At 70.5% G+C, this 12,965-nt stretch carries 9 protein-coding genes; 3 read left to right on the top strand and 6 right to left on the bottom strand.

Features of this window, described 5'->3' with window-relative positions; genetic code table 11:
• Positions 1-50: 50 nt before the first annotated feature.
• Positions 51-2,171: a glycogen debranching protein GlgX gene (gene glgX, locus IPN03_13805; protein ID MBK9374762.1), complete on the bottom strand. Its 2,121-nt coding sequence runs from the start codon at positions 2,169-2,171 to the stop codon at positions 51-53.
• Between the two features lie 122 nt (positions 2,172-2,293).
• On the opposite strand from glgX, the gene IPN03_13800 reads away from it, so the two are divergent.
• Together IPN03_13800 and IPN03_13795 are read left to right on the top strand one after the other, a co-directional pair.
• Positions 2,294-2,713, top strand: a complete 420-nt coding sequence (locus tag IPN03_13800) for a hypothetical protein (GenBank protein ID MBK9374761.1) — start codon at positions 2,294-2,296, stop codon at positions 2,711-2,713.
• Positions 2,703-4,391: a hypothetical protein gene (locus tag IPN03_13795; protein MBK9374760.1), complete on the top strand. Its 1,689-nt coding sequence runs from the start codon at positions 2,703-2,705 to the stop codon at positions 4,389-4,391. Before IPN03_13800 ends, IPN03_13795 begins: the two co-directional genes overlap by 11 nt.
• A 78-nt stretch (positions 4,392-4,469) precedes the next feature.
• Here IPN03_13795 and IPN03_13790 read toward each other — a convergent pair whose 3' ends face one another.
• Together IPN03_13790 and IPN03_13785 are read right to left on the bottom strand one after the other, a co-directional pair.
• Positions 4,470-5,399 carry a nitronate monooxygenase gene (locus tag IPN03_13790; GenBank protein MBK9374759.1) on the bottom strand — a complete coding sequence of 310 codons (930 nt, stop codon included), beginning with the start codon at positions 5,397-5,399 and terminating at the stop codon, positions 4,470-4,472.
• A gap of 56 nt (positions 5,400-5,455) precedes the next feature.
• On the bottom strand, positions 5,456-5,953 hold the full coding sequence (locus IPN03_13785; GenBank protein MBK9374758.1) for a DUF4442 domain-containing protein: 498 nt from the start codon (positions 5,951-5,953) through the stop codon (positions 5,456-5,458).
• A gap of 78 nt (positions 5,954-6,031) precedes the next feature.
• Between IPN03_13785 and IPN03_13780 the strand changes: the two genes are divergently transcribed.
• Positions 6,032-6,991 (top strand): threonylcarbamoyl-AMP synthase, encoded by a 960-nt coding sequence (locus tag IPN03_13780; protein MBK9374757.1) that lies wholly within the window; start codon positions 6,032-6,034, stop codon positions 6,989-6,991.
• Between the two features lie 43 nt (positions 6,992-7,034).
• On the opposite strand, the gene IPN03_13775 is transcribed toward IPN03_13780, so the two are convergent.
• The 3 genes from IPN03_13775 to IPN03_13765 form a co-directional block, all read right to left on the bottom strand.
• A complete protein-coding gene (locus IPN03_13775) occupies positions 7,035-8,165 on the bottom strand; it encodes a serine/threonine-protein phosphatase (GenBank protein MBK9374756.1) in 1,131 nt (376 codons plus the stop codon).
• A 132-nt stretch (positions 8,166-8,297) separates the two neighbouring features.
• Positions 8,298-9,620 carry a GTPase gene (locus tag IPN03_13770; protein MBK9374755.1) on the bottom strand — a complete coding sequence of 441 codons (1,323 nt, stop codon included), beginning with the start codon at positions 9,618-9,620 and terminating at the stop codon, positions 8,298-8,300.
• 75 nt (positions 9,621-9,695) lie between these two features.
• Positions 9,696-12,914 (bottom strand): hypothetical protein, encoded by a 3,219-nt coding sequence (locus IPN03_13765; protein MBK9374754.1) that lies wholly within the window; start codon positions 12,912-12,914, stop codon positions 9,696-9,698.
• Between the last annotated feature and the right edge of the window lie 51 nt (positions 12,915-12,965).

Here is a 12,965-nt window from a genome sequence, read left to right as displayed (position 1 = left end):
GGCGCTTTCCGCTGTCTACGCGGAGAACGCCCCCCGGGTTTTCCCCGCGTTCAGGGCCGCTTGCCGGTGAGGATGACGACGGACCTCGGCCCCACCTCGAGCCGTTCGGGGTTGGCGAGGAGCGGTTCCCGTCCTTCCTCGAAGACGTCGGCTGGCGGTTCCCGGTAGGTGTCGGCCAGGAGGTGCCAGCGGCGCCCCTCCGAGGCCGGAGGAAGGACGACGCGATGCGCCTCGTGGGACGCGTTCGTGACGACGTAGACGTCGTCCCCCCGTGCGGGGTCCTTCAGGTGCATCCCCAGGCACGTCGCGCCCTGCGACCAGTCGGGCCGGAAAGGCGTGTGCCCGTGCCACGTCACCGGGGCCGAGCCCGGCCCCTCCGGGACGAAGCTCCGGCGGCGCAGGAGCGGGTTTTCCTTTCGGAAGCGGATGAGCGTCTTCACGAACCTGACGAGGTCGGCGTTCTTCTCGGCGAGGCCCCAGTCGATCCAGGAGACTTCGTTGTCCTGACAGTAGGCGTTGTTGTTGCCAGACTGAGTCCGCCCCGCCTCGTCCCCGGAGAGGATCATCGGCACGCCCTGCGAAACCAGGAGAAGCGCGAAGGCGTTCCGGGCCATGCGGCGGCGCAGCCGCTCGACCTCCGGCGGGCCCCCGGGCCCCTCGTGGCCGCAATTCCAGGAGTGGTTGTCGTCGCCGCCGTCGCGGTTGCCCTCGCCGTTCGCCTCGTTGACCTTCCGCGAGTACGTGAAGAGGTCGGCGAGCGGGAAGCCGTCGTGGCTCGTCACGAAGTTGATCGAGTGGTGAGGCGCCCGGCCGCCTCCCTGGTAGAGGTCGGCGCTCCCCGACAGACGCGTCGCCAGGAGCGACACCATCCCCTGGTCTCCCTTCAGGAAGCGGCGCAGGTCGTCGCGATACCGGCCGTTCCACTCGGCCCAGCGCCCCCAGTTCGGAAAGTGGCCCACCTGGTAGAGCCCGGCGGCGTCCCAGGCCTCGGCGATGAGCTTCGTGTTCGCCAGGACGGGATCGGCGGCGATCCTCTCCAGGAGCGGGGGATTCGTCAGGACCGAGCCGTCGCGCCCGCGCCCGAGAATCGAGGCGAGGTCGAACCGGAAGCCGTCGACGTGCATCTCCGTCACCCAGTAGGCGAGGGAGTCGAGGATGAGGTTCCTCACGACGGGGTGATTGCAGTTGAAGGTGTTCCCGCAGCCGGAGAAGTTCGCGTAGCGCCCGTCTCCGTCGAGGATGTAGTACGTCGCGTTGTCGAGCCCCCTGAAAGAATGGGTGGGGCCCTTCTCGTCCCCCTCGCCCGTGTGGTTGAAGACGACGTCCAGGATCACCTCGATCCCCGCTTCGTGGAGCGCCTTCACCATCTCCTTGAACTCGTCGACGACGGCGCCCGCCTCGGTGCTCGCGCCGTAAGCCGTGCGGGGAGCGAAGAGGGAGATCGGGTGGTAGCCCCAGAGGTTCTTCAGCCGCTCGCCCGTGAGCGGGTTCCGCCTCTCGTTGTCGTTCTCCTCGAACTCGGTCACCGGCATCAGCTCGACCGCCGTGACGCCGAGCTCGACGAGGTACGGGATCTTCTCCACGAGCCCGCGGAAGGTCCCGGGGTGCGCGACACCGGACGAGGGGTGCCGCGTGAAGCTCCGCACGTGGAGCTCGTAGATGACCGAGTCGGCGAGGTGCCGGTCGATCGGCTGGTCGAAGCCCCAGTCGAACTCCTTCGCGGCGACGACGCCGCGCCGCGCCCGGACGCCCTCCCAGGGCGTCTCCTCGCCGGGGCTGGGAGACGCGCCCCACTCGGCCGCACCCGCCACGGCCCGTGCGTACGGGTCGAGGAGGAGCGACGTTCCGTAGCGGTGCCACGGCGCGCCCGGCGGGACGGATCGCTCCGCGCGCCAGGCCCACGTCACCGCCGGGTCGAGGCCCCGAAGGAGCGCGTGCCAGACGTCTCCGGTCCGGTTGTAGCGCGGGTCGAGAGGGAACTCGGCAGCGGGCAGCTCCTCTCCCGGTGAGAAGAGGACGAGGGAGACCGCCGTGGCGTGGCGGGCGTACACGGAGAAATTCACGCCTCGCCCGGTCGGCGTCGCGCCGAAGGGAATCGGGTGGCCCCTCAGGACGGCGAAATCGGGGGCGATGAGGTCCAGGAAGCTCGGGGAGGGGTGCGAAGAGGCCATGGGATTTCTGTGCCTTTCGACACTCCGAGCATACCGGCTTGCGGGCTGCCGTAGACTCCCGCGAACCCACGGGGACGCGGCCCGGTCCCCCCGGTCGGGAAACGCGCCCCGCAGGAGGAATCATGCGACCGAATCCACCCCACCTCGCACTGGCCCTCGCCCTCGGGGCCCTCATCGCTTTCCCTCTCACGGCAAGCGAGACGAGAAGCGCCGCAGGCGAGAAGCCCGCTGCCCCGGCGACCGAAGCCGCCATGAAGATCCACGTCGACCCGGCAACGGGGCAGGTGGTGAGCCCGAGGAGCGACCCTGGCGCGGCCAGGAGCGCCACCTCGGCGGGAGCGACCGAGGCCGCCCGGCCTCTTCGCGTCGAGAAAGTGACGACGAGGGCAGGCGGGAAGAAGGTCAACCTCCAGGGCCGATTCATGATGGAGATGGCCGCGACCGCGTCCGCGGACGGCAAGGTCTCGGGCACCTGCAACGCGACGGAAGAGGCCGGACCGAAGGCCCCCGCCCCCGCGAAGGAGCACCGCCATGACCGGTAGGACGTTCCTTCGGACCGCCGCCCTCGCGGCGTCCCTCGCGCTTTCGTCCTTCGCCTTCGCGACGACGATCACCATCGTCAACATGGACTCGGCCGGCGTCGGCTTCAACGACCCCGCCGCCAGGACACCCGTCGGTGGCAACGAAGGAACGACGCTGGGAGAGCAGCGGATGAACGTCTTCAAGCACGCCGCCGCTTACTGGGCCGAGCGCCTCGACTCTCCGATCGCCATCAGGGTCCAGGCGAACTTCGAGGCCCTGGCGTGCAGCTCGACGAGCGCGGTCCTCGGCTCTGCCGGGACTCGCTACATCTTCTCGGACTTCACGGGCGCGCCGCGGCCCCAGACCTGGTACTCGAGCGCCCTGGCCAACAAGCTCGCGGGAGAAGACCTCGAGCCCGAGGAGGACGACATCGCGGCCCGGTTCACCACGGCCCTCGACGACGGCAGCTGCACCTTTCCGAAGAAGTGGTACTACGGCCTCGACGCCCAGCCGCCCGGAGGGATGACCGATTTCGCGACGGTCGTCATCCACGAGCTCGCCCACGGCCTCGGCTTCCAGACGTTCGTCAGCCGGACGACGGGAGAGAAGTTCGCCGGAGACGACGGCGTCGGCCTCGACGACGCCTACATGGCCCACCTCTACGACGGGACGTCCGCCAAGGCCTGGCCCGAGATGACCAATGCCGAGCGGCTCGCGTCGGGGACGAACACGTCGAACCTCCTCTGGAACGGCCCCGAGGTGACGGCCGTCGCCTCGAGCGTCCTCTCCGGCGGGGTCGGACTGGGAGGCCGGGCCCAGATGTACGCCCCGAACCCGTCGGAGTCGGGTTCGTCGGTCTCGCACTGGGATACCGCGGTGTCGCCGAGCGAAATCATGGAGCCGTTCCTCACCAACGGGGCGCAGCTCGTCATCACCGACGAGCTGATGAAGGACCTCGGCTGGAGCCTGGCTTCCGGCACCCCCACGAACCACTGGATACTCCCTTCCTCCGCGCGCGCCCCGGGCCAGGGCGGCGCCTTCTACACGACGGCGCTCTCCATCGCGAACCGTGGCGCGGCCGAGGCGCGCTACAAGATGAAGTTCCTCGGCAACAACGTCGACGGGACGGCCGGTCAGGAATCGGAGGAGTTCGTCCTGGGCCCGAACCAGTCCGTCACGTACGAGGACGTCCTCGGTTCGGTCTTCGGCAGGACGACCGACTTCGGAGCGATCCGGGTCACGGCGAACGTGACGACGCTCTCCGTCCTCGGCCAGACGTCCACGCCCGTCCTGACCTCGTGGGCGAGCTGCGTCGCCACCGGCTCCTTCGGGCAGTCGGTCCCGGCCTTCGCGCCGGCGGACCTCGTCAGCGCGGGCTCGCCGAAGGTGATCGTCGGCGTCCGCGAGGACGCCACGTTCCGGACGAACCTCATCCTGACGAACGCCGGCACCGCGAGCGTCGACGTGACGGCAACTCTCTTCGCACCCTCCGGCGCCGTCCTCGGCAGCGCCACCTGGACGCTCCCGCCGCTCGGGATGACCCAGAAGACCCAGTTCGCCCGCGAGCTCGGCGCCACCGGCGACGTGCGTGACGCGAACGTCCTCCTCTCGACCTCGACGACCGGCGGCGCCTTCGCCGCCTACGCCGCCGTCATCGACAGGACCACGAACGACCCGCGGACGCTCCTGCCGCGGTAGCGAGAGGTTTCGATCCCCGGCGCCTATCGAGCGCCGACCAGAGCCCCGTCCCGCGCAAGCGGGGCGGGGCTCTCGGTTTCAGGTTCCAGCCGCCTCGCCATACGCCGCAGCGAACCCCGCCATCACCTCGGCCACCGGGAGGACCGCGTCGATCTCGCCGACGCTCTTCCCCGCCTGCCAGGCGTCCTTCGTCGAGCTCCCGTTCCGGATCGCGGCCTTGAGCTGCCAGAACGAGCGGACGGAGTACCAGGCGCGCATCCAGTGCTTCGTCGTTCGCCCCTTGAGGAGGAGGCGGCCGAGCGGCCCCGCCTTCGTGCCGATCCTCTCGACGTACGGCGTCCGGATGACGGCGAGCGGAACGCCGGTGATCCGCTCGGTGAGGACGATGTCGTCCTCCTTCGCCCGGAGGATCGCCGTCTTGTAGTCGTCGTGCGAGTCGCACTCGGTTGTCGCGATGAAGCGGGTGCCCATCTGGACACCGTCGTAGCCGAGGGCGAGGGCCCGCGCGAACCCGGCGGGATTGCCGACGCCCCCGGCGCAGACGAGCGGGAGCCCGAACGGGCGGAGGTCTTCGACGAGCTGCTCCGGCGTGCGGTATCCGGCGTGGCCGCCGGCCCGGTCGTTGACGCAGAGGAGGCCGTGGACGCCTCCCGCGACCGCCTTCTCGGCCCACCTCCGGTCGACGACGTCGTGGTAGACGATGCCGCCGAACGGACGGACCCTCTCGACGACCCACGCCGGGTTGCCGAGGGCCGTGACGAAGAAGCGGACGCCGTGCTCCAGGGCGACGTCGACGTACCCCTCCATCCGCTTCCGGTAGACGCGCGAGAGGGACTTCTCGGTCAGGACGTTCAGGCCGATCGGCTTCTTCGTGAGGCTGCGGATCTTCTCGAGCCCCTTCCGGAACTCGTGCTTGTGGGCGTAGACGAGCGAGAGCGGCTGGACGATGCCGATGCCTCCCGCCTCCGAGACGGCGGCGACGAGCTCGGGGTTCGAGCAGGGGTACATCGCCCCGCAGACGACGGGGACCTCGATGCCGGCGTGCGCCAGGAAGCGGTTCGCGCTCACCTCGCCTCTGTGGATCTCGCGGGGCCGACGAGCCACCGCGCCGCCGCTTTCGCCACGACGTCCCCGGAGGCGTCGCGGATGACCGCTTCGACGTCCACCTCGCGCCGCTCGTTCGACTGCGGCGGCTCGATCGAGCACTCCGACGTCAGCGTGCCGCGCGCCTTCTTGCCGTACTCGATCGTCAGCCGGGTCAGGATCGCGCGGGCGTCGTCGGGAAGGCCGGTGTTGAGGGCGAGGCCGGTGGAAAGCTCGGCGAGATTCATGAGGGCAACGGCGTGGATGGAGTCGAGGTGGTTCCTCACCTTCCGCCGGTCGCTCAGCTCGACCCGCGCCCGACCCGGCGCCAGCTCTCGGACGACGGCGCCGATGGAGCCCGAGTACGGCACCATGCGGCCGAGCGCCCAGCTGAAGAGCCGGTCTCCCGCAGGGAGCCGCGAGAAGCGGCTCCAGGCGTCGCGGATCTCCCGCCCGGGCGACGTCACCTTCTTCGTCATCTGGCCTTCTCCTCGTTTCGCCGGCTCCCGGCTGCGCTGCGGCATTCTGCACGAACCCGCGTAGACTCCCCGCCCGCCGTGCTCCTTCCGCCGACCCCCTCCGCACTCCGTCGCGCCGCCGCCGCGCTCAAGCGTGGTGAGCCGGTCGCCTTCCCCACGGAGACGGTCTACGGCCTCGGGGCGAACGCCCTCGACCCGAAGGCGGTCCGGAGGATCTTCGAGGCGAAGGGACGCCCCGACGACAACCCGCTCATCGTCCACGTCACGGGCCTTCCGATGGTCCGGCGGCTCGTCAAGGCGATCCCGCCGGAGGCCCGGGCGCTCGCGGCGCGCTTCTGGCCCGGACCGCTGACGATCGTCCTGCCGAAGAGAAGCTCGGTTCCGGACATCGTGACGGCGGGACTCCCGACGGTCGCCGTCCGCGTCCCCGACCATCCCGTAGCGCTCGCCCTGATCGAAGCTGCCGGAATGCCGATCGCCGCGCCGAGCGCGAACCGCTCGGGCCGTCCGAGCCCGACGCGCGCCGCCCACGTCGCCACGGACTTTCCCGGCCTCCTCGTCCTCGACGGCGGCCCCGCCCGGCACGGCCTCGAGTCGACGGTCATCGCCCTCGGCGACCCGCCGCGCATCCTGCGGCTCGGGGCGATCCCGTTCGAGGAGCTGCGGGCCGTTCTTCCCGGCCTCAAAATCGCGACGAAGGCCCGGGCGCGCGCGGAGAGCCCGGGCATGAAGCACCGCCACTACGCACCGGCCCGTCCGCTCGTCCTCTTCCGCCGCTCGCGCGCCGCCGCCCTGCGGGAGGCGCTCGCGGCCGACCCGAAGGCCCTTCTCCTCTGCGCCGACGCCGATGCGCCCCTCTTTCCCGGGACCCGCCCGGTCCGGCTCGGCGCGACGCCCGTCCAGATCGCTCACCACCTCTTCGACGCGCTTCGGACCGGGCGGCGCGGAAGCGTTCTCCTGGCCTACGCCCTCCCCCGCCGTGGTCTCCTCAGGGCCGTCATGGACAGGCTGGAGCGCGCCGCGACCCGGATCGTCTGAAAGTCCGGCGACAGGCGCCGGCGACGGACGTTTCGGCCTCGGATCAGTCGGGCAGGCGCCGGAGCACGGCGATGGAAACGTCGTCGCCGACCGGGCGCCGGTCGAGGAACGCGAGGACCTCCGCCGAGAGGGCCGCGGCCACGTCGGGTGCCGACCGGCCCGCCATCCGCGAGAGGACCGACAGGACGCGCCCGTCTCCGAACTCCCGGTCGCTCGCGTCGCGGGCCTCCGGAAGCCCGTCGGAGTGGAGGAGAAGCAGCTCCCCCGGTCCGAGGCGGCCCGCCTCGACCTCGTACGACTGCGCCTGCTTCACGCCGAGCGGGTAGGCCCCGCGGCCGAAGCGCTCCAGGACCTGCCCGCCGGTGCCGACCCTGAGAACCGGCGGATGCCCGGCGATCGCGGCGACGAAGCTCCCGTCGGGCTGCAGGAGAAGGGCCACGCCGGCGAAGAACTGGCGGGGCCCGGAGGTGCGGCAGCTCCCGAGCCTGCAGAGGACCCGGTTCAACGTCGCCAGGACCTCTCCCGGCGAAGGGTCCCTCTCGAGCTGCAGCCGCCACGCGGTGTGCGCCACGGCCATCACGAGGCCGGCCGCCATCCCGTGCCCCGACGCGTCCCCGAAGAGGATCGCCAGCCCGCCCTTCTCGAGCGGCTGGAACTCGTAGAGGTCGCCGCCGACGGTGTTCGCGACGCGGTTGAAAGCGCCCAGCTCGAAGCCGGGGATGGCGGGAAGCGACTGCGGGACGAGCTCGGCCTGGAGCTGCCGGGCCATGACGAGCTCGTCGCGAAACCGGAGCTTGTCGACGAGCTCGAGGCCGAGGAGGAGGAGGAGGAGCACGGTGCACAGGAGGAGCGTGAAGACCGCCCAGGTGGCGTCCGCCGGCCAGCCGCCCGTGACGAGCTTGAGGAAGGCGACCAGGAAGCCGATCAGGACGACGAGGACGACGAGGCGCCGGGTCGGCGAGAGGCGCCGCACGAGCCCGTGGAGAACGGCGCTCGTCCGGAGGAGCTCCCTCCGCCATCCCGGCCGCTCCTTCTCGATGGCGTCCTGGTGCTCGGAGACGAGGACGCCCCGCGCTTCGGCCCACTCCACCGAGTAGAGGTCTGCGACGTCCTGCGAGTCGAAGGATTCGAGGGTCTCCCGGGCGAGGTCCATCCAGGCGCGACGCGTGGCCATCTGTCACCTTGTACGTCCCGGGCGCCGGTAGGTTCAAGCCCCGACGCCGGGAACGGACCGGCGCCGAAAAAAAGCGGCCCGCGACGACGACGTCGCGGGCCTTCCGGGACCGGGGAACCCTGGTTCAGGGAATCAGCGGACGACCTTCCGTATCTCCTCCTCGAGGAGGCCGGGAACGAGAGGCTCGAGCTCGTAGCGAACGCGGGCGGCCGGCTTGGCGATCTTCAGAACGCGGGTGAGGTCGATGGGCGTGCCGACGAGGACGAGATCGCACGGGGTCTTCTCGATCGTCTCCTCGAGCTCGGCGATCTGCTGCGCGCTGTACCCCATCGCCGGGAGGATCCCCCTGGCGTTCGGGTACTTCTCGTACGTCTCCTTGATGGAGCCGACGGCGAACGGGGTCGGGTCGACGATCTCGGCCGCTCCGTTGCGCTTCGCGGCGACGACGCCGGCGCCGTAGGTCATTCCGCCGTGCGTCAGCGTCGGGCCGTCCTCGATGACGAGGACCCTCTTGCCCTTGACCATCTCCGGCTTGTCGCAGGTCGCGGGCGAGTTCGCCCGGAGGATGCGGGCCTTCGGGTTCACCTTCGCCGCGTTCGCCTCGATCGACGCGATGTCCTTCTCGTCGGCCGAGTCGCACTTGTTGATGAGGATGATGTCGGCGCGGCGGAAGTTCGCCTCGCCCGGGTGGTACGACATCTCGTGGCCGGGGCGGAGCGGGTCGGCGATGCAGATGTGGACGTCGGGCCGGTAGAACGGCAGGTCGTTGTTGCCGCCGTCCCAGAGGATGACCTCGGCCTCTTCCTCCGCCGCCTTGAGGATCTGGCCGTAGTCGACGCCGGAATAGATGATGAAGCCGTTGTCGATGTGCGGCTCGTACTCCTCGCGCTCCTCGATCGTGCACTTGTGCTTGTCGAGGTCGGAGTAGTCGGCGAAGCGCTGGCAGGCCTGCTCGACGAGGTCGCCGTAGGGCATCGGGTGGCGGATGGCGACGACCTTCTTGCCCATCTTCTTGAGGATCGACGAGACGTAGCGGGTCGTCTGGCTCTTCCCGGCCCCCGTCCGCACCGCCGTGATGGCGATGACCGGGACCATCGACGGGATCATCGTCCGGTCGTTGGAGAGGAGCTTGAAGTCGGCCCCCGCGACGATGCAGCGCGAGGCCAGGTGCATGACGGTCTCGTGCGACACGTCGGAGTAGGCGAAGACGCAGATGTCGACGCGCTCGTTGCGGATCAGGCGCTCGAGGTCGTCCTCGGGAACGATCCGGATCCCGTTGGGGTAGCGGGGGCCCGCGAGCTCGGCGGGGTAGCGGCGCCCGGCGATGCCCGGGATCTGCGTGGCGGTGAACGCGACGATCTCGACCGACGGGTCGTCGCGATAGGTCGTGTTGAAGTTGTGGAAGTCCCGGCCGGCAGCGCCCAGGATCGCGAGCCGACGTACGCCTTTCACCATAGAGAGAGTCTCCTTGGGCCGCATTCTAGGCCGCTCCGCAGGCTCCCGGAACCCCCTCAGGGTCGGAGCTACACTTTACACACGGTCCTGAGAACGGCTCTCCTGAGTGGACTCCCTCGATACAGGACCGGGCCGGGTCGGGAGGTCGACCGTGAACGTCGAGCCCTCGCCCGTTCGGCTGACGACGGCGACGTCGCCCCCCATCATCCGGGCGAGCCGGCGGGTGATGACGAGGCCGAGACCCGTTCCGCCGAACCGGCGCGTCACCGAGGGATCGGCCTGCTCGAAGGCGCGGAAGAGACGGGATATCTGTTCCCCGGTCATCCCTATGCCGGTGTCCGTCACCGAGAAGACGATCCGCTCCCCTCCCGGCCCCTTCTCGCGCCGGATCCCGAGCGTGATCTCGCCGTCGTGGGTGAACTTCACGGCGTTGCCGAGGAGGTTGAGGAGGATCTGCCTCACCCGCGTCGGGTCGGCGACGAGCCCGCCGGCCGCCCCGGCCCCCTCCACGACGAGTCGGTTGCGGTTCTGCTCGGCCTGGGGTCCCACCGAGGCGGCGACGTCCCGGACGAGAGAGGCGACGTCGATCTCCTCCGGGAAGAGGTCGAGCTTGCCGGCCTCCATCCGGGAGAGGTCGAGGATGTCGTTGATCAGGCCGAGGAGGTGCCGGCCCGCGGCGTGGATCTTCCCGACGTCGGGGCCCAGTCCCTCGAGGCCGCGCTCGGTGATCTCTTCCGAGAGGATCTCGCTGTAGCCGAGGATCGCGTTCAGCGGCGTCCGGAGCTCGTGGCTCGTGGCGGCGAGGAAATGGCTCTTCGTCCGGTTCGCGTCCTCGGCGGCCCGTCCGGCCGCCTCGGCGCGCTCGCGCTGCAGCTCGGCCTCGCGGAGCGCATGCTCGGTCCGCTCCTTCTCCTCGCGCAGGCTCCGGGTCCTCTCCTCCACGATCTCCACGAGCTCGCGCTCCCGCGCCTCGAGCCGTGCGACCCGGAAACGGTAGCCGGTGTAGGCGATCGCGAGCGCGAGCGTCCCGGCGAGAAGCCAGAAGAACGGCTGCTGGTCGAGACGCGGACGGAGGCGGAACGAGAAGGAGGCCTCCCCCTCGTTCCAGATGCCGCTCTCGTTGGCGGCTGCGACGCGGAAGGAGTACGACCCGGGCGAGAGGTGCGTGTAGTAGGCCGAGCGCCGCGTCCCCACGTCGATCCAGTCACGGTCGACTCCCTCGAGCCGCACGCGGAACTTCACCCGCGACGGGACGCGCAGGCTGAGGGCGGTGTAGTGGAACTCGAACCTCTCCTTCCCCGGCGGCAGCTCGAGGAACGTCCGGGCGGGCGCCGGCGCGTCGTCGACCCTCACTTCCTCGACGAGGACCGGCGGCGGGACCGGGTTGCGGAAGAGGCCCGAAGGGTCGACCGACACGACCCCTTCGATCGTCGGGAAGTGGAGCCGGCCGTCCGGCCCGCGGGCGCCCGCGGGCTGGTTCGCTCCATTGCACTCCCGGTTGCGCATTCCGTCCTCGGCGCCGAAAGGACGGCAGTTCACGCGGCGAGCGTCGCCCCGGGCCAGCGCGTCGAGCTCGCGGAGGGACACCGCGTAGACCCCCCGGTTGCAGGAGATCCACAGGTTCCCCTGCCCGTCCGGGAGAATGGCGAAGACCGCGTCGTCGAAGAGCCCCTCCCGCGTCGTGGCCGCGCTGAAGAGGCCGTCCCGGAAGCGGTTCAGGCCTCCCCCGTAGGTCCCGACCCAGAGCGTCCCGTCGGTTTCCTCGTGGATCGTGTTGACGATCTCGATCGAGAGCCCCTGAGCGCGCCCGAACCGGGTGAAGCGCCCCCCGTCGAAGCGAAAGAGCCCGGCGCCGTTCGTCCCGACCCAGAGGTTCCCGGCGCGGTCCTCGAGAAGGGCGTGGACCGTCCCGTTCAGCAGACCGTCCTTCTCCGCGAAGCGGGTCACCTCTCCGGATGGAGAGAGGCGGGTCAGCCCGCCTCCGCGGGCACCGAGAAAGACGTTTCCGTCGCCCGTCCCCTCGATCGCACAGATCGAATCGCTCGCGAGTCCGTCGGCCTTGCGGAGCGTCCGCACGACCTTCCCGTCGCGGACCACGCTCACGCCGCCCCCGCGCGTGCCGAGCCAGATCGACCCGTCGGGGTGCTGCCAGATCGCCTGGACGCCGGGTGCGGCGAGACCTTCGGCCGTTCCGATCGTGGTGACCCTGCTGCCGCGGCGCACGTTGACGCCCCCCGAGTCGGTCCCCGACCAGACGGCGCCGTCCCGGTCGACGAAGACCGCCCACGCCACGTCGGCCGAGAGCCCCTCCCGGACTCCCCAGGGCGTGAACGACGCGTCGGAGAGCTTGTTCAGGCCACCGTCCTGGGTCCCGACCCAGAGCGTTCCTTCGCGGTCTTCGAGAAGGGCGAGAACGTTACCGTTCGAGAGCCCCTGCGCGGGCGTAAAGGCCGAGAGGCGGCCAGAGACCCAGCGGGCGAGGCCTCCCGAAGTGCCGATCCACACGGTACCGCGCCGGTCGCGCAGGGCGCAGTTCACGACCTCGCCCGGGAGGCCGTCGGACGTGCCGAGAGCCTCGACGCGCCCTTCACGCAGGAGCCGCAGCCCGTGCGCCGTCCCCGCGAAAATCGTCCCGTCCGCGGCCGCGTGGAGAGACTGCACGGCGTCCCGGAGACCGGCCGGGACGAACCTCTTCCCGGACCTCCGGACGAGCCCATGCGCCGTGCCGGCCCAGAGCGTCCCGGCACCGTCCACGACGAGCGACCGTACGGCTCCGGCCGGAACCCCTTCCGGGGCTCCCCAGGCCGTGAAGGACCTCTCGTCCCGGCTCTGCAGGCCGGCGTCGGTTCCGATCCACAGGTTTCCCTCGGCATCTTCGGCGAGCGCCCGGACGATGTCCGCCGCGAGGCCGTCGGTCCGGCCGAAGGTCCTGAAGCGCCCCTCCTGAAGCACCGTGAGGCCGCCCCCTTCCGTCCCGATCCAGAGGCGTCCGCGTCGATCCTCGAGGAGAGCCAGGATGCGGTTGTGCCTCAGCTCGGGCGTCGAGGCCTTGTCGAACACGACGAATCGGGCGCCGTCGAACCTCGCAAGCCCTTCCTGCGTTCCGATCCAGACGTAGCCGTCCCGCGTCTGGACGAGCGCCTCCGCGGAGCTCTGGGGGAGCCCCTCACGGGTCTTCCAGACCTCGTGGCGGTACTGGGTGATCGCCTTGGCCGGATCGAGCGCCTCCGCTGGCGTGGACCCGAGGAGGGCCAGGAGAAGGCCGACGGCGAGCGGGCGAGGGCCGGGCGCCATGGACCGGAACATACAGGAAGGCGATCTTCGGCCGGAATCGCCAGAAGTGTG

This window comes from Holophagales bacterium (genome assembly GCA_016719485.1).
Lineage (GTDB): Bacteria > Acidobacteriota > Thermoanaerobaculia > UBA5066 > UBA5066 > UBA5066.
Note: the sequence above shows the minus strand (reverse complement) of the source record. Positions and strands in the feature narration are given on the sequence as shown.